Origin of the sequence: Corynebacterium suranareeae, from assembly GCF_002355155.1 — a bacterium.
In the GTDB taxonomy this organism is placed as follows: domain Bacteria; phylum Actinomycetota; class Actinomycetes; order Mycobacteriales; family Mycobacteriaceae; genus Corynebacterium; species Corynebacterium suranareeae.
In genome coordinates, this window is the sequence record NZ_AP017369.1 from 1,061,214 (window position 1) to 1,084,303 (window position 23,090).

At 52.4% G+C, this 23,090-nt stretch carries 26 protein-coding genes; 8 read left to right on the forward strand and 18 right to left on the reverse strand.

Annotated features, from left to right (window positions below; genetic code table 11):
• Window position 1: 1 nt before the first annotated feature.
• Window positions 2-772, forward strand: a complete 771-nt coding sequence (locus tag N24_RS05020) for a DNA-formamidopyrimidine glycosylase family protein (protein ID WP_096454885.1) — start codon at window positions 2-4, stop codon at window positions 770-772.
• A 3-nt stretch (window positions 773-775) separates the two neighbouring features.
• On the forward strand, window positions 776-1,186 hold the full coding sequence (locus tag N24_RS05025; protein WP_096454887.1) for a YccF domain-containing protein: 411 nt from the start codon (window positions 776-778) through the stop codon (window positions 1,184-1,186).
• Here the strand turns inward: N24_RS05025 and N24_RS05030 are convergent.
• The 6 genes from N24_RS05030 to N24_RS05050 form a co-directional block, all read right to left on the reverse strand.
• On the reverse strand, window positions 1,176-1,778 hold the full coding sequence (locus N24_RS05030) for a DedA family protein (RefSeq protein WP_096454889.1): 603 nt from the start codon (window positions 1,776-1,778) through the stop codon (window positions 1,176-1,178). The genes N24_RS05025 and N24_RS05030 overlap by 11 nt on opposite strands.
• A complete protein-coding gene (locus tag N24_RS16340) occupies window positions 1,775-1,945 on the reverse strand; it encodes a hypothetical protein (protein ID WP_167382036.1) in 171 nt (56 codons plus the stop codon). Before N24_RS16340 ends, N24_RS05030 begins: the two co-directional genes overlap by 4 nt.
• Window positions 1,946-1,954: 9 nt before the next feature.
• Entirely contained in the window at window positions 1,955-3,130 is a 1,176-nt protein-coding gene (locus N24_RS05035) for a CynX/NimT family MFS transporter (protein ID WP_096459753.1), read from the reverse strand.
• 24 nt (window positions 3,131-3,154) lie between these two features.
• Entirely contained in the window at window positions 3,155-4,777 is a 1,623-nt protein-coding gene (gene pgi / locus N24_RS05040) for a glucose-6-phosphate isomerase (protein WP_096454891.1), read from the reverse strand.
• A gap of 147 nt (window positions 4,778-4,924) precedes the next feature.
• Window positions 4,925-6,088, reverse strand: coding sequence for an HNH endonuclease signature motif containing protein (locus N24_RS05045; RefSeq protein WP_096454893.1), 1,164 nt, complete (start codon window positions 6,086-6,088; stop codon window positions 4,925-4,927).
• A gap of 157 nt (window positions 6,089-6,245) precedes the next feature.
• On the reverse strand, window positions 6,246-6,551 hold the full coding sequence (locus N24_RS05050) for a chorismate mutase (protein WP_096454895.1): 306 nt from the start codon (window positions 6,549-6,551) through the stop codon (window positions 6,246-6,248).
• 68 nt (window positions 6,552-6,619) lie between these two features.
• Here N24_RS05050 and pcrA point away from each other — a divergent pair, with 68 nt between their 5' ends.
• Entirely contained in the window at window positions 6,620-8,920 is a 2,301-nt protein-coding gene (gene pcrA / locus N24_RS05055) for a DNA helicase PcrA (RefSeq protein ID WP_096454897.1), read from the forward strand.
• On the opposite strand, the gene N24_RS05060 is transcribed toward pcrA, so the two are convergent.
• From N24_RS05060 to N24_RS05075, 4 genes are all read right to left on the reverse strand, one after another.
• The gene (locus N24_RS05060) at window positions 8,877-11,102 is read right to left on the reverse strand and encodes an ABC transporter permease (RefSeq protein ID WP_096454899.1); all 2,226 of its coding nucleotides are present in this window, start codon (window positions 11,100-11,102) and stop codon (window positions 8,877-8,879) included. The two genes, pcrA and N24_RS05060, sit on opposite strands and share 44 nt — an antisense overlap.
• Window positions 11,099-11,767 (reverse strand): ABC transporter ATP-binding protein, encoded by a 669-nt coding sequence (locus N24_RS05065; RefSeq protein ID WP_096454901.1) that lies wholly within the window; start codon window positions 11,765-11,767, stop codon window positions 11,099-11,101. The genes N24_RS05060 and N24_RS05065 overlap by 4 nt, the downstream gene beginning before the upstream one ends.
• On the reverse strand, window positions 11,768-12,277 hold the full coding sequence (locus tag N24_RS05070) for a PadR family transcriptional regulator (RefSeq protein ID WP_096454903.1): 510 nt from the start codon (window positions 12,275-12,277) through the stop codon (window positions 11,768-11,770). It abuts the gene before it with no gap.
• Between the two features lie 92 nt (window positions 12,278-12,369).
• Complete coding sequence (locus N24_RS05075; RefSeq protein WP_096454905.1) at window positions 12,370-13,083, reverse strand: M23 family metallopeptidase; 714 nt, start codon at window positions 13,081-13,083, stop codon at window positions 12,370-12,372.
• Between the two features lie 364 nt (window positions 13,084-13,447).
• Between N24_RS05075 and N24_RS05080 the strand changes: the two genes are divergently transcribed.
• The 4 genes from N24_RS05080 to N24_RS05095 all read left to right on the forward strand — a co-directional run bounded on the left by N24_RS05080 (window position 13,448) and on the right by N24_RS05095 (window position 17,797).
• On the forward strand, window positions 13,448-14,737 hold the full coding sequence (locus N24_RS05080; RefSeq protein ID WP_096454907.1) for a cell division protein PerM: 1,290 nt from the start codon (window positions 13,448-13,450) through the stop codon (window positions 14,735-14,737).
• A complete protein-coding gene (gene purN / locus N24_RS05085; protein ID WP_197702425.1) occupies window positions 14,712-15,341 on the forward strand; it encodes a phosphoribosylglycinamide formyltransferase in 630 nt (209 codons plus the stop codon). The genes N24_RS05080 and purN overlap by 26 nt, the downstream gene beginning before the upstream one ends.
• Before the next feature lie 6 nt (window positions 15,342-15,347).
• Window positions 15,348-16,910: a bifunctional phosphoribosylaminoimidazolecarboxamide formyltransferase/IMP cyclohydrolase gene (gene purH / locus N24_RS05090; protein ID WP_096454911.1), complete on the forward strand. Its 1,563-nt coding sequence runs from the start codon at window positions 15,348-15,350 to the stop codon at window positions 16,908-16,910.
• A gap of 65 nt (window positions 16,911-16,975) precedes the next feature.
• Window positions 16,976-17,797 carry an HpcH/HpaI aldolase/citrate lyase family protein gene (locus N24_RS05095; protein ID WP_096459756.1) on the forward strand — a complete coding sequence of 274 codons (822 nt, stop codon included), beginning with the start codon at window positions 16,976-16,978 and terminating at the stop codon, window positions 17,795-17,797.
• Here N24_RS05095 and amtR read toward each other — a convergent pair.
• From amtR to N24_RS05135, 8 genes are all read right to left on the reverse strand, one after another.
• Window positions 17,775-18,443 carry a TetR/AcrR family transcriptional regulator AmtR gene (gene amtR / locus N24_RS05100; RefSeq protein ID WP_096454913.1) on the reverse strand — a complete coding sequence of 223 codons (669 nt, stop codon included), beginning with the start codon at window positions 18,441-18,443 and terminating at the stop codon, window positions 17,775-17,777. The two genes, N24_RS05095 and amtR, sit on opposite strands and share 23 nt — an antisense overlap.
• 72 nt (window positions 18,444-18,515) lie before the next feature.
• Window positions 18,516-19,370 carry a putative nucleotidyltransferase substrate binding domain-containing protein gene (locus N24_RS05105; protein ID WP_096454915.1) on the reverse strand — a complete coding sequence of 285 codons (855 nt, stop codon included), beginning with the start codon at window positions 19,368-19,370 and terminating at the stop codon, window positions 18,516-18,518.
• A gap of 126 nt (window positions 19,371-19,496) precedes the next feature.
• The gene (rpsR, locus tag N24_RS05110) at window positions 19,497-19,748 is read right to left on the reverse strand and encodes a 30S ribosomal protein S18 (RefSeq protein ID WP_003858407.1); all 252 of its coding nucleotides are present in this window, start codon (window positions 19,746-19,748) and stop codon (window positions 19,497-19,499) included.
• Window positions 19,749-19,761: 13 nt separating this feature from the next.
• Window positions 19,762-20,067, reverse strand: a complete 306-nt coding sequence (rpsN, locus tag N24_RS05115; protein ID WP_003858409.1) for a 30S ribosomal protein S14 — start codon at window positions 20,065-20,067, stop codon at window positions 19,762-19,764.
• 3 nt (window positions 20,068-20,070) lie between these two features.
• Window positions 20,071-20,235, reverse strand: coding sequence for a 50S ribosomal protein L33 (rpmG, locus tag N24_RS05120; protein ID WP_006063179.1), 165 nt, complete (start codon window positions 20,233-20,235; stop codon window positions 20,071-20,073).
• 2 nt (window positions 20,236-20,237) lie between these two features.
• Window positions 20,238-20,474 (reverse strand): 50S ribosomal protein L28, encoded by a 237-nt coding sequence (rpmB, locus tag N24_RS05125; protein WP_066565013.1) that lies wholly within the window; start codon window positions 20,472-20,474, stop codon window positions 20,238-20,240.
• Between the two features lie 188 nt (window positions 20,475-20,662).
• On the reverse strand, window positions 20,663-22,276 hold the full coding sequence (locus N24_RS05130; protein WP_167382038.1) for a SulP family inorganic anion transporter: 1,614 nt from the start codon (window positions 22,274-22,276) through the stop codon (window positions 20,663-20,665).
• Window positions 22,269-22,583: an ArsR/SmtB family transcription factor gene (locus N24_RS05135; protein ID WP_096454917.1), complete on the reverse strand. Its 315-nt coding sequence runs from the start codon at window positions 22,581-22,583 to the stop codon at window positions 22,269-22,271. Before N24_RS05135 ends, N24_RS05130 begins: the two co-directional genes overlap by 8 nt.
• A gap of 232 nt (window positions 22,584-22,815) precedes the next feature.
• Between N24_RS05135 and N24_RS05140 the strand changes: the two genes are divergently transcribed.
• Window positions 22,816-23,082: a type B 50S ribosomal protein L31 gene (locus tag N24_RS05140; protein WP_015650714.1), complete on the forward strand. Its 267-nt coding sequence runs from the start codon at window positions 22,816-22,818 to the stop codon at window positions 23,080-23,082.
• Window positions 23,083-23,090 lie beyond the last annotated feature (8 nt).

Sequence of the window (23,090 nt, forward strand, 5' to 3'; positions counted from 1 at the left end):
TATGCCAGAAGGTGATTCCGTATTCCAACTCTCCCGCAAACTCCAATTCATGCGCGGAAGAGAAGTGCTGGAAACCTCGCTGCGTGTACCATCCGTGGCACTTCATGATTTCACCGGCCAAACCGTCCACCGCGTCTGGCCCTACGGGAAGAATCTCTTCATGCAGTTCGGTGAAGAGATCCTGCACACCCACCTCAAAATGGAAGGAACGTGGGCGGTTCACCGAAAAGGGGATAGATGGCGAAAACCAGCACACACCGCACGAGTGGTACTTGTGCTGTCAGAAAACATCGAGGTGGTGGGGCATTCTCTTGGCTTCGTGAGGGTTTTTCCCACAAACCGCTACCTCGAAGAAATCTCCCACCTCGGCCCCGACGTTCTTGCCGAACACTTTGACATCGACACTGCACGGAACAATATTGCATCGAATCCTTCTCGAACAATCGGAGAAGCACTCCTTGATCAATCCAACCTCGCTGGAGTGGGAAATGAATACCGGGCTGAAATCTGTTTCCTCATGGGCATCCATCCCGCCACACCCGTCTCGGCAGTTGACGTAGAAAAAGCCCTGAAGATTACCCGAAGACTCATGTGGGAAAATCGAAATTCTCCGATTCGCGTCACAACGGGAATACGTCGCGCTGGGGAATCAACATATGTGTTCGGGCGCAACAACAAACCCTGCAGACGATGCCGAAGCACAATTGTAAAAGCCGAACTGGGGGAGCGAATAATCTGGTGGTGCCCGAGGTGTCAGCCGTTAGAATCGTGAAGCATGAGACTTCTACTTAATCTGATTTGGCTAATTTTCGGTGGCTTCTGGTTGGGCTTAGGTTATGTCCTGTTCGGGATAATTGCGTGCATATTCATCGTGACCATTCCTGCAGGTATCGCAAGCTTTAGGATGGCCAACTACGCACTGTGGCCGTTTGGTCGGACGGTTGTTCGTAATCCAAAAGCCGGAGGGTTCTCCGCATTCAACAATGGTCTGTGGTTTGTGATCGCTGGCCTGTGGTTGGCCATCGGACACATCACCACTGCAGCAGCCCAAGCAATCACCATCATTGGTATTCCACTGGCGATCGCTAATGTGCGCATGATTCCCGTGACCTGTTTTCCATTTGGTAAAGAAATCTACAACAGCGACCGCATTCCCCACGGCTATGAGCCAATGATTAAGTTTTAGTTTTCCGTTTCCACAAATGGAACACAACATACAGCAAAGCTAGCGCGATGATTGCGTAAATGATCGTCGAATAGCGTTCAAACCACAACGACACCGTCTCCCACTCCGCACCCAACCACACGCCAGCCCAAATCAAAATGGCATTCCAAATGGTACTGCCCACCGTGGTGAGAACTCCGAAGAAAAACGGATTCATTTTGTCAACGCCCGCAGGGATCGAAATCAGACTTCGGACCCCCGGCACCAACCGCCCGAAAAACACCGAATACTTTCCATACTTTTCGAACCACGATAAGGATTTATCCACATCGGTTGCGTCGACAAGCCACATCCAGTCGGCGACCTGCCGCAACCGTGCCGCCCCGATGACACGCCCCAGCCCGTAAAGCAAAAATGCGCCAGTGACTGAACCGATCACCGACCACACCAGCGCGGCCCACACATTCATACTGCCTTGCGTGGTGGTGAAACCAGCCAGAGGCAACACAACTTCACTTGGGATAGGCGGAAAAACGTTCTCCAAAAACACCGCGACACCAACCCCCACAGCACCAAGGGTTTCCATCATGGAAATAACCCATCCGACGATCATGCGCGCCCTCGCATTGTTTTAACAATTACGGCACGAGACACCAACGGGTACGCAACAATCAACCCCCACGCCCACTGCACCTCGAACACCCAATTCAACACGGCGAGCATCGCCAAAAACAACAACGACGCGATCACGCACAAGCTATCCGAAGAATTTTGCGGCATGCAGCCATCCTAGCTTTCAAAAAGCTTTTCGACGTACACCTGCCTCGTCGCAAAGTATCCGCCCCCAATAACGAAGACTGTGGCGACGGCAAAAAGCACAAAGATAACTTGAAAGCTTCCAGTTGCATCCACAATGAAACCAGTTAAAAGCGGACCAAAGCAGGCAATCGTGTATCCCAACCCCTGCCCAAAAGAACTTAACGCAGATGCGCCTTCACTGGTTTCAGCACGAATATTAATCAGAGTCAACGCCATTGGGAAAGCTAGCGGTCCAAACCCCGACAGCGTAGCCCACAACCATGGCGCAGCTTCGGGAACCAGACAAAGACCACCATTACCAATAAGAAAGATGACACCAGCAATAACAACCATCGGGAAGCAGTTATTAAACCGTGTCACCAGCCAGGGCCCCAAAATATTGAGTGGCAAACCCAAGATCGACCACCACCCCAACAAAACGGCCCCGAGTTGAGGATCACCCACCATCTGCGGCATAAACCCCATCAGGATATACGTCGAAAACGAAGTAAAACCAAACATCAACCCGAGCCCCACACCAACCGAAGACTTCCACACAGGAAGAGAAACCTTCGACGGCGCCGCAGCAACCCTGGCACCCTGCAAACTCAACAGCGGAATCCACGAAATCGCCGCAACCAACCCCAGCAGCGCCCACGAACCGAGCGACACCCTCCAGCCCGTCAACCCTACATGTGTAGCCCACTGAGAAATCGGCACGGCAAGCGTCGGAGCAAGTGCCTGAACAATCTGGAATGACACCAGATAAGTTGTCGACATTCCACCAACATGACGAGGAAAATACTCCCGAACAGCAATCGGAAGCAATACATTGGTAACTCCGATCGCAAACATCGCGAACACAGTACCGACCATCAACAGCGAAGCAGGTCCAGCGACACGAATAATCTGACCGGCAGCAGTCAACAGCATGGCAAACATCAACAGTTGGGAAGTAGTGAACTTCCTCTTCATCGCCGGAAGCACAAAAGCAGCGGTTGCAAACATAGCGGTTGGAATCATGCCTAACACACCAATGACAGAAGCACTGACCCCTAAATCATCTCTAATCTCAGAAACCAGCGGAGCTAACGCAGTGATAGCTGTGCGGAGGTTGAATGAGGTTAAGACGATAGCAGTCAGTGCTATGAGGCGAGGATTCTTCACGCCCCTGATCATATAAGTAGTATGCTACCTATTTTCGCGATACCACTTAATCAGTGCATCCGTTGAAGAATCCCCTGAGTTAACTTCCTCTTCACCAGACACTGCCGGTGCTAGATCATTAGCTTGCTGTTTGCCCAGTTCAACACCCCATTGGTCGAAGGAGTTGATATCCCAAATAACTCCCTGGACCATGACGATGTGCTCATATAGAGCTATCAACGCACCAAGAATAGAAGGGGTGAGTTCTTCCGCCAAAATGGTGGTCGTTGGTCGGTTACCCGGCATCACTTTGTGGTTAACGAGTTCCGCTGAAACCCCTTCAGCAGCAATCTCTTCAGCATTCTTACCAAACGCCAAAACCTTGGTTTGAGCGAAGAAGTTACTCATCAGCAAATCATGCATGGTGCGCTCACCAGCAGGAAGGTCCTGCTTAGGACGAGCAAAACCAATAAAGTCAGCTGGAACAAGGCGAGTACCTTGGTGGATCAGCTGGAAGAATGCATGCTGACCGTTGGTGCCAGGCTCGCCCCAGTAAATCTCACCAGTACCAGTCGACACAGGGGAGCCATCCCTGTGAACAGATTTACCGTTAGATTCCATTGTCAGCTGTTGCAAATATGCAGCGAAGCGGCTGAGGTCTTCAGAGTAAGGGAGAACCGCATGAGTTTCTGCACCGTAAAAATCTGAGTACCACACCCCAAGAAGTGCCATCAGGACAGGAATGTTCTCTTCGAACTTGGCGGTGCGGAAGTGTTCGTCCATTGCGTGGAAACCACCGAGGAAACGCATGAAGTCACGTGGCCCGATGACAGCCATGAGTGAGAGACCAACGGCGGAATCCACAGAATAGCGGCCTCCCACCCAATCCCAGAAGCCGAACATGTTGTTGGTGTCGATACCGAATTCTGCGACCTTTTCAGCATTTGTTGAAACAGCAACGAAGTGCTTCGCCACCGCTTCCTCACCCAATTTCTCCACCAGCCAAGCACGAGCTGCCCGAGCATTAGACAGGGTTTCCTGCGTGGTGAAAGTCTTCGAGGCAATAACGAACAATGTGGATTCCGCATCGAGGTCTTCCAATACAGAGACAAGGTCTGCAGGATCGACGTTGGAGACAAACTCAGCAGAAATACCCGCAGTGGCGTAGGAGCGAAGAGCCTTCGTGGCCATTGCAGGGCCTAGATCAGAACCACCGATGCCAATGTTGACGATTTTCTTAATGGTGCGGCCTGTGTGACCCAACCAGTTACCAGAGCGAAGTGCGGTGGCGAAGTCTCGCATACGGCCCAAGACCTCGTGCACATCAGCAGCGACATCTTGACCATCGACGCTTAAGTCAGCCTCTGCAGGTAGACGCAACGCAGTATGGAGCACAGCACGATCTTCAGTATTGTTCAGGTGCTCACCGGAAAACATTGCGTCAATTTTTCCACGCAGGCCAGATTCTTCGGTCAGTGCGAGGAGGCGGGTGAGGGTGGAATCGTCAACCAAGTTCTTCGACAGGTCAACATGTAGACCAGAGGCGGAAAATGTGTATTTCTCCGCGCGGTTTTCTTCCTTGAAAAGTTCGCGCAGGGTGGTTGTCTTGAAGTTTGAGTAATGTTCGGTCAGGTCTTGCCAAGCCTGAGTGGTCGAAATGTCCGCCATGAATACTCCTTGATTGTCGTTAAATAACATCTTCAGGTTAGCTTGCTTTTGTGGCCAAGCGCATCGAAGTGTGTTCAAAGTGGGAAACACGACAATGGGGAGTGAATTTATTTGGCTGCTTTTCGACGAAAAACCCCACCCTTCAGTTTATTTTGCGTCCTCCTTAACCCAACGCTTGTGGTGGCGAGCTCTATGTTGGGCGACTGTTTGAGCCCACCTCGCATTTTTGGGATTGAGTGGCCCGTTGGGTTCTGATACTGCCCAGGTTCCGTCTCCCATGAGCCACACGATGATGCCGGAGAATGGATCGAGGAGGTAGGTGACTCTTCCATCGGTTTTCATGTTGTGGTGATGTTGGCAGAGGCATCCGAGGCCACCGAGGCAAGTTGTTCCTCCTTCTTCGTATGGGACTCGGTGGTCAGCCTGGGTTTTTAGTGCTGGTACGGAGCAGCCTGGGAATCGGCATGTTCCGTCACGGCCAATCAGTGCATCGCGTAGGGCAGCTGGCGGGTCGTGTTTATCGGTGCTGATTTTTGCAGCTTCATCCATGTCTTGGTGTTTTGTTGCTTCTTCTGACCAGAATGTTCCTGCTTTGGCATCGAGCCAGCCGATTCCGCTTGCCCAGACGGGTGCATCTGCGAGGTCTTTTGCGGTGTAGAGATTTAGGACGACGTGGACTTGGATATTGTTCCTCATGATGTCGCTGAATGCTTCACCGAAGCTGAGGTCGTTTTTCTTCGCGTGTTGGGTTACAGCGTTGTTGATGATGTGGCCGTCAACTGCATCGACAGAAGCTCCAATTTCGGCGGTTCCATCGGGGCTGAACTTAACCCCAAAAGAAGCATCGTCTTGGGATCCCCGTGAGCCTGTGGCTCTGGCGTCGTCAAGCATGTCTCTTATCTCTTTAATCTTGCGTCCTATGGACGCAGGGCTTGGCAGGACCTGGTTGGGGCTGGTGGCGGTGAGGTAATCGGTGAGTAGTTTGTCTGCGTCTTCGAGGTGTTTGGGGTTGATGCCTGCGAGTTCGTTGCTGATGGTGATGAGGCGGGAGAGGTCTAGGTGGTAGAGCTTTTCCTGCAATGCTTTGAGTTCGGGTAGGTCTGAAAGGGTGGCGAACGCAATGGATATGCGGGAGACCTGGGCTTTTGTTAGACCTGTTGCAATGGCAAGGCTGGAGACGGCGGTGGAGTGATCATCGTCGTCTTTGGGCAGCTGTGTTTGCCAGAAGCGATGTTCCAACTGCCTAAGTTTTGTTTTTTGGATTGCTAGGGGACTGTCGGGATTGTTGACTGCGAAGAAATTCTTAAACATGGGTCACCTCCTCCCCGTAACCTATCCGCCTTTCAACCCCAGAGAAACCGTCGACAGAAAAACCTGTGGATAACTTCCCTCCAACACGACAAAAACCCTGACCAAAACTAAAAGCCCTGGTCAGGGTAGGTAAAAATTTTTCTAACTGTGGATAACTTTAGCCGAGCTTGCCTCGACCCATGCGGAGTAAAATTCCAGCAAGGGCCGGGCCTTCCTCACCGATTTCTTCACGGAATTGGTTAATAATCGCTACTTCTCGGGTGTGTACTAAACGTGTTCCGCCCGAGCTCATGCGTGTTTTTCCGATGGTTTGGGAAATTTTGGTGCGACGTTTAACTGCGTCGAGGATTTCACGGTCTAGGCGGTTAATCTCTTCGCGATATTTTTGGATCTCCGCATCTGACAAGGGGTCGTCCGTGCCAGAAGGCATCCTGATCTCGAAGTTGTCACCGGTGTTAGTCATGGAAACTATTCTGCCACGTTCGCCTGTCGATTATGCGTGTCCACCCCACCTAGTAGGTTATTGGGGTAATGAATACTTCTCCTTTTACCCCAAATTCCTCTGATCTTGTTGATGGCCTCAATGAGCAACAACGTGCAGCTGTGGAGCATATCGGTTCTCCGCTGTTGATTGTTGCTGGTGCCGGTTCTGGAAAGACTGCTGTGTTGACCAGGCGTATTGCTTATTTGATGCGTTTTCGTGGTGTGCATCCGCAGCAGATTTTAGCTATTACCTTTACCAATAAGGCAGCTGCTGAGATGCGTGAGCGTGTTAGTCAGCTGGTTGGTCCTGTTGCTGAGCGCATGTGGGTGGCTACATTTCACTCGGTGTGTGTGCGTATTTTGCGTCAGCAGGCACAGCTGGTGGAGGGGCTGAATACCAACTTCACTATTTATGATTCTGATGATTCCAGGCGGTTGCTGACGATGATCGCGAAGGATCTGGAGTTGGATTTAAAGAAGTTCTCGGCTCGGACACTTCTGGGGGCTATTTCTAATTTGAAAAATGAGCTCGTTACTCCGCAGAAGGCGTTGGCGGATGCAGAACAGACCCGTAATCCTTATGAAACTGTGGTGGCTAAGGCTTTCGCGGAGTATCAAAGTAGGCTTCGTCGGGCTAATGCTGTTGATTTTGATGACCTGATTGGGGAGACGGTTCGGATTTTCCGTGAGCATCCTGCGGTAGCGGAGTATTACCGGAGGCGTTTTCGCCACGTCTTAATTGATGAGTATCAGGACACCAACCATGCGCAGTATGAGCTGATTTCAGCGCTTGTTGGTAAGCCTGACCAAGACCCTTCTGAGCTGTGCGTGGTGGGTGATTCGGATCAGTCTATTTATGCCTTCCGTGGCGCAACGATTCGTAATATTGAGGAGTTTGAGCGGGATTTCACTAATGCTCGAACCATTTTGTTGGAGCAGAATTACCGTTCCACTCAAACTATTCTTTCTGCTGCTAATGCGGTGATTTCGCAGAATCAGAACCGTCGGCCGAAAAACCTGTGGACCGCGTTGGGTGAAGGCGAGCAGATTATTGGTTATGTTGCCGATAATGAGCACGATGAGGCCCGTTTTATTGCCAGTGAGATCGATAATTTAGTTGATCACGGCATGAATTACTCGGACATCGCGATCATGTACCGCACAAACAACTCTTCGCGCGCCTTGGAAGATGTGTTCATGCGCACGGGAGTGCCCTACAAAGTTGTGGGTGGCACCAAGTTCTACGAACGCAAAGAAATCCGCGATATCATCGCCTACCTGCGCGTTTTGGAAAACCCTGACGACACCGTGAACCTCCGACGCATCATCAACACCCCCAAGCGCGGCATCGGCGATCGCGCGCAGGCGTTCATCGCGCTGCACAGCGAGAACAATCAGATCAGCTTCGGGCAAGCGCTTCTCGACGCCGCCCTCGGCAAGGTCGACCTGCTTGGAGCGCGCGGCAAGAATGCAGTGATTAAGTTCAATGAGCTTTTCGACGCCCTCCGCTCCGAACTCCCCACCATGGTCAATGAGGTCACCGGCCTGCCAGACATCGGCCAAGTCATCAGTCGCATCCTCGACATCACTGGCTACAAGGCAGAACTTGAGGCATCCAACGACCCTCAAGATGGCGCTCGCCTGGACAACCTCAACGAGCTTGTTTCTGTTGCTCGTGAGTTTTCCTCTGATGCAGCCAACCGCATGGAAGAAGTCCCTGAAGGGGAACCTCAGCCAGGAAGTCTGCAGGCTTTCTTAGAGCGCGTATCCCTTGTTGCAGATGCCGACCAAATCCCTGATTCCGACAACGGCGTAGTCACCCTCATGACCTTGCACACCGCCAAGGGCCTGGAGTTTCCCATTGTGTTCTTAACTGGGTGGGAGGATGGACAGTTCCCACATTTGCGTTCACTAGGAGATGCCAAAGAACTCGCCGAGGAACGCCGCCTGGCTTACGTAGGAATCACTCGTGCCCGCAAACGCCTTTACATGACTAGAGCCATGCTGCGCAGTTCTTGGGGTAATCCCGTGACCAACCCTCCGTCGCGTTTTCTGCAAGAAGTCCCAGCAGAGCTGATTGATTGGCGACGCGAAGAACCCCAAATGTCTTCAGCATGGGCTCCTCGACCAACCAGAAGTATCCCATCAAGTATCCCCACCAAAACTCGCACCAACAATAAACAATTGGAGCTGTCGGTGGGGGACCGTGTTAATCATGACAAGTACGGACTGGGAACAGTGATTGCTTCGGATGGCAGCGGCCCACGAGCCACTGTCACCATCGACTTCGGTTCCTCCGGAAAGGTCAAATTGATGCTTCTTGGCGGGGTTCCGATGGAGAAACTATAGCCCCAATTACGGCACACACCAGTGGAGCAATAACAATAAGCCCCACTATCAGTGTCCATGACACAGTCATGTGATCGAGCGTGCCGTAATTCAAAATTGTTCCATCAACAATTTCATCAGTGGTGCCTGTCAGCAGCGCTGCAATCCATCCGGAAACTAAGCCCATGATGCCTCCGACAAGGGCAAGTAGTGCTGCATTTAAGGCATTGACTTTGTAGATTGTTCCAGGGGTTGCTCCGATGGCAATCAAGGTGTGTTGTTGACGTTTGCGATTAGCCAGCACGATCACAAGGGAAACGACCACAATCGCCACCACAGTTAGTACAGCACTGGAAGCAAGTGAAGAATCATGCGCGTCGTGGCTGAAATGCGCATCTCTTGAGCGGTTGACTTCCTGTCGGGTTTGATCATCTAGCTCTTGGGGAAGCACGATTGTTCCCAAGAATTCTGTTTGTCCTCCGATTTCTTCAAAGGTTTCTGGGCTTAATAAAACGTGTGAGTACAGCGGCGGTAAAACAGCAGCGGTGTCTAGCGTGTGGGTTTCATCACCTGGGTATATTGCGTATTCTTGCGGCCCGGAATTATAGGTTGATGGCGCGTAGATGTCGGCTTGTTCGTGGACACCAAACATGTCTAAAAGCTCAGGCGTGGCGATGATCGGTCCGCCAAAAAATGAGGTCAGTGCAGGCACATAGTTGGCCGAGTAGAAATCTACATCTAGTTCATAGATGCCAAGGCCATGGTTGTCGCCGTACACCTCAATTTTTTGCCCCATGAGTCCAGGGATTTGTGTGTCACCGCGTAAGAATACGGCCTCAGGATACACCGAGGCGGTAGCTTCTCTACCGCTGGCTTGGGTTGCAAGTCCAGTTGTTTGCATAAAAGTGCCAAGCATAATCACTGCCGCCAGCGCACCAATCGCAGGAATGGAGTGCATTGATCGGCGCAGCATATCGCGCGTAGCTAACTTGAACGTCAAACCAGGCAGGCGCCCAAGCACCCACAACACCGCAGGCACTGAGGCTGGCAGGGCGATGACGGCCGCCAGGAAGCATAATTGCTTGACGACGCCTCCCCACTCTCCATCACCGATAAACAAGGCGATTACCGCAGCTGCAATTAGGACGATTGGCCCGATGAGCATTCGAGAGCTCCAGCGGATGATTTTGTCGGAGACTCCTCCGTAGATTCCGTTGATGATGCTTGATCTACTGACAAAAACTGCCGGTAAGAATGCAGCAATCGTTGAAGCGATGATTGCCAGCGCCCAAAAACCTACAAGAATTAACCAGGGAGTGGTGAGGGAGAATTCGGGATAGGTGTATTTCCACCAGCCGTAGATGCCAATTTGTCCCAGAACTAAACCAATGGATGCCCCAACAAGACCTGCAAAGAGCCCATATGTAAGCACTGCCCACCGAATGTGTCTAGGTGTGGCACCCTGTGAGGCAAGCAGTGCGAAGGTTCTTGTTTGCCTCGAGGCGGAAATTGTAAATACTGGCGAAATTAGCATTAAGGCAACGACGGCGAGAATTGTCGTCGATAAGAATCCCATGATGTAGCTTGGGATCAAATTTGGGTCGACGGATATGGGGCCTCGCCGATAGTCATTAACTTCAAAGCCAACTGCTTCTAGTGCTTGTCGGTTTTCTTCGGTGAAATTCGATCCGGGAAAGTACCAGGTGCCGGAAAAAGTTTCCGATTCGAAGAAATTTTCAAGAGGAAACAGAGTGCCTTCGGGCAATAAAATATTCGTAGGAGAAATCGATTGAACTTCCACGGGAATGCCGTGAATGGTGACGGTATCTCCGACTGTGGCACCTAAAGCATCAAGTACAGAGGTTGGAAAAGATGCTTGTTGTACGTTTGCTGATTGCACAACGAAGAAATTAACCATTTCATCACCAAAGGAGACTTCTGGATAACCATTGACAAAGAGTTCCGTGTGAAAGTCTTCCGGAAGGTTTTCGTGGAGGAGTTGGTAGGCTCCCTCCCCGTCGTAGTGTGCTTGTACCTGCGAACCAGGATAGCTATCTGCATTGTTGATTGATTGATCATAGGTTAGAAAGAAACTCACCAGGAACATCGGTACGGCCACTAACAAGATGGCTGCCAGCGATCGCCATGGGTGTTTAATGGCATCGCGCCGGGTGGGGCGGGTTGCTGCTAGAAGTGTGGTCACTGGATTTCACCGTCCCTAAGCATGATTGTTCGGTCGGCCCACGCGGCGAAGCGGGGTTCGTGGGTTACTAATAATCCTGCGGCTCCGGAATCTACGCGTTGTCGAAGTACTCGGAGGACGGCGTCGCCGGTGGAGGTGTCGAGGGCGCCGGTGGGTTCGTCGGCAAGCAATATTTTTCGGGGCCCAATAAGAGCTCTGGCGATGGCGACGCGCTGGGCTTGGCCGCCGGAGATCTCTTCGGGGAAGCGGTTGTCGAAGCCTTCTAACCCGACTTCGCGCAGCGCGATTGCTACTGCTTCGCGGTCGATGATGCCGTCGAGTTCTAGGGGAAGGCCGACGTTTTCTCCGACGGTGAGGGTGGGGATGAGGTTGTAGTTTTGGAAAATAACTCCGATGTGGCGACGCCTGGTTTCAGCTGCGCGTTTGGCGTTGAGGTCTGAGGCGCTGGCACCGTCGATAAGCACATGGCCAGAAGTTGCGCGCTGCAGGAGGCCGGCGACGTTGAGCAAGGTGGATTTGCCTGAGCCGGACGGGCCCATGATGGCAACGAGTTCGCCGGGGTTGATGGCCAGCGAGACGTTGTTGAGCGCGGAGACGCGACGTGGGCCTTCTCCGAAGGTGCAGGAGATGTTTTGAAGTTCAAGGGGGAAAGGCGTGTTTGTCATTTACTGCTCCAATGCTTCAATTCGGTCTAGCCAACGTGCCTGGGCTTCTAGTTCGAAGATTCGCTTTTCGACGAGGAGCCGCTGGGTGTTTCTGGTTTCGGCGAGATCGCGGCTGGATTTGTTGAGTGTGCGTAGTTCCGCCATGACTGTGTTGCGTTGAATGTCTAAAAGTGGAATCAAATTGAGGCCACGTGATTCAGCGATGGCGATTTTGGTGACTAATTCATCGCGTTCAGACAGTGTGACCGTGACGGGACTTTCGAACCACTGTGTGGCGTGTTCGCGACCTAAATCGGTGGGCTGGAAAGTGTCGACGGTGCGGCCGTTGGAACTGATGGTGGTGCCTGCGGTTTCCACCAGACCGTCGCGTTGCAGGCGTTGGATGGTTTGGGTGACTTGGCCGATGTTGAGCTGCCAAATCCCCATTGTTTCTTCAAACTTGGTTTGCAGCTGACTTGCCGAAGTTGGTTCGTCGAGCATGAGCACCAAGAGTGCATGTTTTATGGACATTGTTCCCCAATCAAGAGTTGGATACCCAGTAACTTACTGGGTATGTTTCGGGAGCGCAAGAGGGCGACCACAAAGGGCCGCCCAAAAGTTATTTAAAGTGTAATGCCACGCTCAGCAAGCCAAGGTGCTGGATCAACTGCACCGCCACCAGCAGGGTAGACCTCGAAGTGGAGGTGGGAGCCGGTGGAGAATCCGCGGCTGCCCATTCCTGCAATGCGGTCACCGGCTTTAACGGTCTGACCCACAGTTACCTCAACGGTTTCCATGTGGCCGTACACGGTGATGGTGCCATCTGCGTGCTGCAAACGAACCCAGTTGCCGAAACCGGAAGCAGGGCCGGCATCAATAACGGTGCCGTCCATGGCTGCAAGGATTGGCGTGCCAATAGCGTTAGCAATATCTACACCATTGTGGTTGGTGCCCCAACGAGCGCCAAAACCGGAAGTGTAGGAACCTTCAGCAGGGCGAACAACCTGTGGTCCGCGTGCATCAAGGTCAGCCTGAATGCGATCCGCGTTGTACTGGATGGTCTTTGCGATCTGATCGCCCAAGTTCACAACAGGCTTGAATTCGGCGATGGAGAGAATCTGTGGGGCGGAGCTACCGGTAATAAGATCAGTAGCGTTGTTCGCGGTAAGTTCGTAATCAACCTCGACTGGCTGATTGGAAGCCTGTGCTGCAACTGCTCCGCCTGCTCCTGCAGTGGACACGGCACCTGTAGCTACGGCAACGAAAGCGACACCACCCTTAGTTACTGGGGAGGTAGTTTGCTTGCGGTGCTTGCCACCTCGTGTGTGCTTCTGCAATTTCGCCTGCTTCCAATTTTTGCCACAATACTTTTCAACAACCCAATACTTTGTATTACGCTATCGAAGTTTAATTGTGACCATCTTGTTATCTACCGGAAGTAACACTAGCCAAACAATCTCGATGGAGCAAGTGAAAAGCCAAATTTTGATAACTTTTTAGCCAATTGTGTAAAAAGTAACATTATTCTCTAAGCGTTTGTCTTCGACGTGCCATCGACAAAACTACTGCCATTAGTGGCAATGTTGTTAATTGATGAGCAAGAAAAATAGTTCGCAGACACGGCCCGGGCAAATCCGTCGACGCCGGCCAAAACCGCAGGCACCTGCGCAAACACCGAAAAAGGAAGTCAAGCAATCCAAGTTGCTGCGCTTTTTGCCGACGGTGCTGATTCCACACGGCGTGGCATTACTTTTGGTTATTATTCTCGCCGTTGCCTCCTTAATGTTCACAAATTCTTCAATGGTGAATCTTTCGGCAACGATTGCACAGCTGTGGCTCACGCTGAACCTCGGCGCAATCTCCGGCAGTGGGGAAGTGATCTCGGCCCTTCCGACCCTGCCCGGCCTCATTTTCCTCTGGGCACTCGCCGTTCGCATTCACCGCGCCGTGAAAGTCCGAGTCAGCATCGCAGACCTCGGGGTGCTTGCAGCGCTTGTTGTCGGCATTCCGCTTACGCTCACCATCATCGCGGCATTCATGCTTTTCGACGCCTCCAGCGTCCTCAACGTCAACGTCGCCCCGGCAGTACTACTTCTGCGCACCTTACTGTTTCATCTAAGCGCTTTATTCCTCGGCATGGGGCCAAGGCTGTGGCAGGCGTTAGCGCGCCGCTACGGCGCCCCAGAATGGCTTATCGACGCCATCACCCAAGCCTTCCGCTTCCTCATTGCATTCGCGACTGTCTCTGTGGTCATTGTGATAGCTATGGTTGCCATCAACCACAGTGCTTTTACAGCAACGCTTAGCGGATACGACGATACGACCTCAGTGTTAGCGCTGATCACGATGAGCATCCTTTATCTGCCCAATATCGTGATCTTTGCGATGGGTATCCTCATCGGTTCGCCTCTGTACTTTGGTGATGCCTCCATCAGTGTGTTCAGCGTGCACACCGTGCCACTGCCCCCACTACCGATCCTTGCTGCATTGCCTAGCGAAGCCCCTTCTTGGGCAGTATCCGTGTTGGTGATCCCCGCAATCATTGCAACGTGGGTATGTGTGAGAAACCCAATGAAGCTCGCCGTTAATGCCACCGCCGCTGCTATTGCTGCCGTCTGCTTCCTTGTTCTTGCTGTATTCGCTGGCGGCACTCTAGGCGTATATAACTATGTCGGCCTTAATGTGTTTGCCTCACTTGGCTTGGTTTTGGGTTACTTCCTCATCGTCGGTTTGCTGATCGCTGGCATTGATAAGCTACGTAACCCGGTTGTGGTGAAAGAAGTAGAGCCTGAACCTGTTGTGCCTGAAGTGGAGGAAGCAGAAGCAGAACCCGAGCCTGCTAAAACTGAAGACGAGGATGCAGAACCGGTAGAAGAAGCTGAGGAAACTGAGGAAGAAATAGAGGAAGAACCAGATCTCGAGCAGGAAGAACCTGAAGAAGAAAGTAAGTCAGAGGAAACCAATGATGGTTCCGAGGCCGAAGAACGTTAACATATATTTTGTGAATTCTGACTCTACGACCACCATCGTCGTGCTAGCTTCCGGAACAGGTACCCTCCTTCAAGCACTCATTGAAGCGCAAGGTAGCTATTCAATCGTGGGCGTTGTCTCTGACGTTAAGTGCCCAGCTCTTGCCAAAGCCACTGATGCAGGTATTAAAACCGCAGTTGTTCCGCTTGGATCAGATCGTGCGCAATGGAACCTTGAGTTGGCTGATGCAGTAGCAGAACACGACCCAGATCTGGTGGTCTCAGCAGGATTCATGAAAATTTTGGGCGAGGGATTTCTTGCTAAATTCCCATCCCGCATTATCAACACACACCCAGCCCTGTTGCCTTCATTCCCGGGAGCTCATGCTGTCCGCGATGCTTTGGCATATGGAGTGAAAGTTTCAGGTTCGACAGTGCATCTCGTTGATGCTGGTGTGGATACCGGACCAATTATTGCTCAACGAGCGGTCCAGGTAGAAGTGGATGATGATGAATCCAGCCTGCATGAAAGAATCAAGCAGGTTGAGCGTAAACTCATTGTAGAAGTCCTGAACAGCGTGGAATTTTCGCGTCAGGGTGGCGTACAACTCAACTGGAGAGGCTAATCCTTCATGAGCGATGATCGTAAGGCAATTAAACGCGCACTAATTAGCGTGTATGACAAGACTGGCCTGGAGGATCTAGCCCAGGCACTTCACCGCGAAAATGTGGAAATTGTGTCCACTGGTTCCACTGCGGCGAAGATTGCTGAGCTGGGCATTCCTGTGACCCCGGTTGAGGAGCTCACCGGATTCCCAGAGTGTCTTGAGGGCCGGGTTAAAACCCTGCACCCCAAGGTACATGCTGGCATCTTGGCAGATACCCGCAAAGATGATCACCTGCGTCAGCTGAAAGATCTTGAGGTTGCCCCTTTCCAGCTTGTTGTGGTGAATCTTTACCCATTTGCAGAAACTGTTGCCTCTGGCGCTGATTTTGATGCGTGCGTTGAGCAGATCGACATCGGAGGACCTTCAATGGTTCGAGCAGCAGCCAAGAACCACCCATCCGTCGCGGTGGTAGTTTCTCCAAACAGCTATGAAGATGTTCAAGAAGCGTTGAAAACCGGTGGTTTTACTCGTGCTGAGCGCACCAAGTTGGCTGCCGAGGCCTTCCGCCACACCGCAACTTATGACGTCACTGTTGCAACCTGGATGAGCGAGCAGCTCGCAGCAGGAGATACTGAGCTGGAGTTCCCAGGTTGGATCGGTTCCACCAACACGTTGGCTCGTAGCCTTCGTTATGGTGAAAACCCTCACCAGTCTGCAGCTTTGTACGTGGGTAACTCTCAGGGGCTTGCACAGGCTAAGCAGTTCCACGGCAAGGAAATGAGCTACAACAACTACACCGACTCTGATGCTGCCTGGCGTGCAGCCTGGGATCATGAGCGTCCTTGTGTCGCGATCATCAAGCACGCTAACCCTTGTGGCATTGCTGTTTCCGATGAGTCCATTGCAGCTGCGCACCGCGAGGCTCATGCATGTGACTCTGTGTCTGCCTTTGGTGGTGTGATTGCGTCCAACCGTGAAGTCAGCGTCGAGATGGCTAACCAGGTTGCAGAAATTTTCACCGAGGTCATCATTGCTCCTTCTTATGAAGAAGGTGCTGTGGAGATCTTAAGCCAGAAGAAGAACATCCGTATCCTTCAAGCTGAAGCCCCAGTACGAGAGGGATTTGAAACTCGTGAAATCTCCGGTGGTTTGCTGGTCCAGGAGCGTGATTTGATCCATGCCGAAGGCGATGATTCTTCCACCTGGACCTTAGCTGCCGGTACTGCAGTTTCTGATGAGGTACTGAAGGATCTGGAGTTTGCTTGGACTGCAGTTCGTGCTGTGAAGTCTAACGCTATTTTGTTGGCCAAGAATGGCGCTACTGTTGGCGTTGGTATGGGACAGGTTAACCGCGTTGATTCAGCTCGTTTGGCTGTTGATCGTGCAGGTAAAGATCGCGCTGCTGGATCCGTTGCAGCTTCTGATGCATTCTTCCCATTTGCTGATGGCTTTGAAGTTCTTGCAGAAGCAGGCATCACCGCTGTTGTTCAGCCTGGTGGATCCATCCGCGACAACGAGGTCATTGAAGCCGCGAATAAAGCCGGCGTGACCATGTACCTTACTGGTGCGCGACACTTCGCTCACTAATTCTTTTTTAAAAAAGTGTTGAAAGGCAGACCACAAGGTCTGCCTTTTCGCGTATGAATGAGTACATGTCTGAACTTATTTGTGGTCCTGCCATCTTGTTCGCACCAGCCGGTCGTGCGGAGATCATTCCAAAAGCGGTGAAAAAGGGCGATATGGTCATTATCGACTTGGAAGATGGTGCAGGTGATATCGACCGAGACGTGGCTTATCAAAATATTCGGCAAGCTGAGCTTGATCCACAGCGCACCATCATCAGAATTGTCGGACCGAGTGACCCCAATTTCGGTGCTGATGTGGACATGGTGAAGTCCACTGACTTCAATCTCGTGATGGTGCCAAAGCTTTTAGAACGTGTGCCAGAGGAGCTGGCAGGTCTTGATGTCATCGCCATGATTGAGACCCCACAAGCAGCCGTTAACATTCCAACGATTGCAGCTGACCCTAAAGTTGTCGGTATGTTTTGGGGTGCAGAAGACCTCACACACCTTTTAGGCGGTACCCATTCGAGGTTTTTAGCTGACGAACCACATGCGGGGCGATACCGTGACACCATGCGGCTGACCCGCGCACAGATGCTGTTGCATGCAGCAGCTCATGGGAAATTCGCCATTGATGCCATTCATGCAGACTTCCACGACAGTGAAGGATTGTTTACAGAAGCCATTGATGCAGCACGTTCTGGTTTTGCTGGAACTGCATGTATTCACCCTAAACAGGTGGACACGGTGCGCCAGGCCTATCGGCCGGAAGCTTCGCAATTGGAGTGGGCGAAAAGGGTAGTGGCGGAAGCAAAAAACCATCCAGGTGCTTTTAAACTGGATGGTCAGATGATAGATGCTCCGCTGGTTGCTCAGGCAAAGATGGTTATTTTGCGTCAGCCTGTTTAATCAGTTCGAGGGTTTTTTCTACCCGGTCGGCTGGCAGTTGGGCGCCGAGGACGGCGAGGGAGGCGTCGGCAAGCATAATTGCGACGTCCGGCAGGCTGTCTTCCGAAAGCGGGCTGGGGATCTTGCCGTCATTGCGACGCATTTCAATCGCCGACATGGTGATGTGGAAGGGGAGTTCCGCACGGGGATCATCGCCAACAATTTCTGAAGCCAGGCCGTGGAAAATGTTGGTCAGTGCTTCACGCTGACGGTGGTACTCCGCGAATTCATCCGAACCGACGATGGGGAGTTGGTACAGACGGCCAACATTCCATTTGGTTGACAGCAGCAAACGCACCTCGGAGGCAACAATAGCCCACAGGCGAAGCTCCGGTCCTGCATCCAACGTGCTGAGATCTTCAGCGAGCACCGTGGATGGCTCCACGGTGGATTTCAGCAACGTGAGAAAGATTTCCGTCTTGGAGGGAAAATGGTAGTACAGGGATGCTTGGCGGATACCTACAGCGTCAGCGATTTGATGCGTGGAGGTTGTTGCAAAGCCTTGACGGGTAAAAAGCTCAGCAGAGGCATCAAGAATCTCTTCACGAGGGTTCTTGCCAGCCCGTCGCGGAGCTGATCTCCGGGGGCGTCCCACTGCTCCTGCCATAGCGTAATTCTACTTCCTTCAAGTTTGGGGGTTTGATCTCAAGAGATTGTAGCCAGTAATTGTTCCAAGTACCTATTTTGTACCAATTTCACGTGCTTCAATGGAGCGCAACACCTCCGAAAGGAGGCGTGCAGCCGCCCCGAACGTGGCGCGTTGGAGTGCGGGAAGCTCCCACGCTGTCGCCTGCTGATCGTGAATTCGATCCATCCACCGTTTCGACTGCAAGCTTAAAGCGGAGTTCCACACCTGGGTTAAAGCATCGGCTTCATCGTTGGTCAGTACCCCACGGGCGTCAATCAAACGCTGTGCGGTAGTCGGAGCCAGGGAACCTGCTTTGTGTGCTGCCCAACGCGCGATCTTAACCGTTGGAATCATGAGGTTTTCACGAATATTAACCACCATGTCCAACGAGGGCAGACCTTCATAGGTTTCTACAGCCGGAGGCCTTGAATCGAGTGCATCTTGCAGCAGTGCTTGATCATCCACTGCGGCGATGGCTGCAACCCAGGTGCCTGCGTCTAAATAAACCGCAGGATCTTCACCAGCTCGTGCACGCGCCTCCCATTCAGCGCGGGTGGCAGCGCCAATGGGCTCGGCAATAAACCCGGTGTCTGTTAAAAGGGCAGCGATTTTATCGTTGGGGTTTTCTTGGCTATCGACGACCGCTAGCCAGCGCACTGGTGAGGTCGGTAGCGCGTCTCCACGCCCGACTGGTCCAGTGAGAACCACATGCGCATCAAGACCAGGGGAGTGCAGAACATCAGTGATGATTTGTGACAGCCATCCGGCGAGTTCTGCTGGATCTTCACCATGATTCAAAGCGTTTCCCAGCAGTTCAAGTGATTCTTTCAGCACACCGCGTACGGTGGCGAAATCCTGTGCATGAGGGGCATTTTGTGCAAGCTCTGTCAAAGAAGGGTGAAGCACGTGCAAGTTCCTTTCGCTAGTAGTTTTAAAACTACACTGCGCGTGAGACATAGAAAGAACCACCCACACTAAAAATTTCAAGTGTGGGTGGTTCTTAAAGAAGTCGCTGTTACGTTATTCCCAGTCTTAGCGGCTGGTGAACGGCAGGAGAGCCATTTCGCGTGCGTTCTTCACGGCGGTTGCAACCTCGCGCTGCTGCTGCGGGGTTAGGCCGGTGACACGACGGGAACGGATCTTGTGGCGGTCGGAGATGAACTGACGAAGGGTGTTGATGTCCTTGTAGTCCACCTTCTCGATGCCCGCTGCCTTCAGCGGGTTCTTCTTTGGGCGGCGGGTCTGCTCAAGGCGGACGCGCTTAGCGTTGTTACGCTGCTTCATTGGTAAAACTCCCTTACCAGCTGGACTTACGAACGCCCGGCAGCTCACCGCGGTGAGCCATCTCGCGCATACGGACACGGGAAAGACCGAACTTACGGAGGTAGCCGCGTGGGCGACCATCGTGTGAGTCGCGGTTACGAACGCGAACAGCAGCAGCGTCACGTGGCTGGCTGTTTAGTTCGAACTGTGCATCCAGACGATCCTCATCAGAGGTGTTTGGGTTACGGATAATAGCCTTGAGTTCAGCGCGACGCTCCGCGTAGCGGGCGACGATTTCCTTGCGCTTCTCGTTCTTGGCGATCTTTGACTTCTTAGCCATTGATTATCGCTCCTCGCGGAATTCGACGTGCTTACGGACTACTGGATCGTACTTCTTGAGAGTGATACGGTCCGGGTTGTTGCGCTTGTTCTTACGGGTGACATAGGTGTAACCAGTGCCAGCAGTAGACTTCAGCTTGATGATGGGGCGGATATCATTACGTGCCATCTTTAGATCTTCTCCCCACGTGCGCGGATCTGAGCAACAACAGCTTCGATGCCGTCGCGGTCAATGACCTTCAGACCCTTGGTGGAAACGGTCAGGGTGATGGTACGGCCCTCGGAAGGGACGTAGAACTTACGACGCTGCACGTTGGGGTTCCAACGGCGGGAAGTGCGTCGGTGCGAGTGTGAGACGGTCTTGCCGAAACTCGGCTTACGTCCCGTTACCTGGCAATGTGCCGACATAACTTACTTTCTCCTAGCCGCCCACATTCAGTTAGAAGACGCGCCGCACCGGGTGACCGGGGCGCGAGCATGCCAGCTGACGGGGCGATAACGAATATTTACGACAACAGCAAGGGACAAGTTTACATACTGAGCCCCAAAACACCTAATCGCCTATTCAGTCGCAGGTTTAAGCCTTATGTTCCGCGTCATTGATTGTCGATCTTAACGTGTTCTCGTGCATGTTCAACTGCCAATGCGAGGTCTTCAAAAAGGTGGTTCTCATGCCTTAGTGACCTGATGGCACCAAGGACGCCGAGCACATGGATGTGTTCTTTTCGGACACCTTTAATTAATACAGTGACGTTTTTTCTCTCCAAGGTATTAACTAGCTCGGTGAGTTGATGGGCGCCGGTGGCATCGATCATTTGAATGTGGGAGAGGCGCAGAATGACAACTTCTAGATCGTTGTAATCGAGGATTTGTTGGGCGAGACGTTCAGCAGCACCAAAGAACAATGCGCCCTCGATACGGAAAAGGCCGATCTTTTCGTCGTGAAGCATGGCCGGTTCGGGCAGGGACTCCCGGAAGACGCCGGCGTTGATGCTCATGCGTCGCAGGATGAAAAACGCCGCCACGGCGATGCCGATGCCCACTGCAATAACCAGGTCAACGCTGATGGTGACGATCGCCGTGATCACAAACACGATTGCATCCGCACGCGTTGAGCGCATAACGCGCGAGGCAACCTCAAAGGACACCATGCGGCTTGCGGTCACCATGAGCACGCCGGACAGCGCTGCCAGCGGGATGACGGCAACAATGCTAGCTGCAACGTATACCACGCCCAGCAGCACCAGCGCGTGGATAATCGACGCCATCCGCGTGCGCCCGCCAGAGCGCACATTGACCGCCGTACGCGCAATTGCGCCTGTTGCCGGCATGCCGCCAAAAAAGCCTGCGCTTATCGACGCCAACCCCTGACCGACCAGCTCTCTATCCGCGTTATACGGTCCCGTATCCGCCATCGATGCTGCCACTCGTGCTGACAGGAGAGACTCGATCGCTGCCAATGCTGCAACGGCAAAGGCAGGTCCCAACAAGCTGGTAAACATCTCCAGATCCATAGCGGGAAGATGTGGTGCAGGAAGTGAATTTGGAAGTTCACCAATGAGGTCTACTGGAAGTTTGAGCAAGGCAACCCCAATGGAGACAACAAGGATTGCGATAAAACTCGCAGGAAGCTTTGGGGCAAGTTTTCCTAAAATAATCATGATTGCTGCGGTGACAACAATGATTAATAAGGGTAGGACCGCATCTTTGGTGGCATGGGAAACAGTATGGATTGCGGCAAGAAGAGCGTTTGTGGGTAATTCTCCTGTGTAGCCAAACGCTGCCGGGACTTGCTGGAGAAAAATGATCACGCCAATGCCGGCAATAAAACCTTCAATCACCGGCCAAGGAATATAACTGACTGTGCGCCCCAGCCGAAGTGCACCTGCAGCAAGGACAATCACACCAGCCATCAGACTTAAAAGAGCAACTGCGCCAACGCCGTATTGCGCGACGATTGGCGCTAGAACCACAACCATAGCTCCCGTTGGGCCAGATACTTGAACGTTGGAACCGCCGAAAATAGCCGCAACTAAGCCAGCGATAATCGCTGTTACCAATCCGGCCTCAGCGCCGACGCCGGAACTTACGCCAAAAGCTAATGCCAGTGGTAGGGCTACGATACCCACGGTCACACCTGCTGCGATGTCCATCTTCCAGGACAGTCGAAGTAGGCGGTAGTCATCTCTTGATGGAAGTAAATCACGCATGTCCATCCGCCATTCTTGTGAGTAGTTTCCGGCTAACTTTCAGAAAATCAGCAACTTCTGGGTATGCCAGCCGGTAATTGACCACCAAGCCATCGCGTTGGGAAGTAACCAGTCCAAATTTCCTCAATACTTTAAGGTGCTGGGAAACATGAGAGGCTTCCAAGTCCATTTCTTTGGTGATGTGACTTACTGGAACCTCATCATGTGCCGCAATGATCTCTAGTGCTCTAACGCGATAGGGATGTGCCAAACCTTTAAAAAGGTCAGCTTTGCGCTGATAAATTGGCAAGTCCTTGGAGCTCAACATAATTCCTCCACGACTAGGCTATATGACAAATCCATCATATAGTGATTGCGCTATTTTGGCTTGTGTGGCAAGAATTTGAAGGTGAAATTTTAGTTACACCTCTAACGGGTGTAAGGTATTGGAGGTTCATTGCCAAATCATGGCGATGCATACTTACCGAACCCAACTCGGGCACGATCTGCAATTACGTGGAACCGACCTGAAGTTTCAATCCTGAGGGAATCGAGAGTAAATGAAAAAGGATATCCACCCCGACTACCATGCGGTAGTCTTCCAGGACGCAGGTACTGGCTTCCAGTTCCTGACCAAGTCCACCGCTACCAGCGACCGCACCGTGTCCTGGGAAGATGGTAACGAGTACCCACTGATCGTCGTTGACGTCACCAGCGAGTCTCACCCATTCTGGACCGGCGCTCAGCGTGTCATGGACACCGCTGGTCGTGTTGAGAAGTTCGAGCGCCGCTTCGGTGGCATGGCTCGCCGCAAGAAGAAGGCATAGGAGGGAAA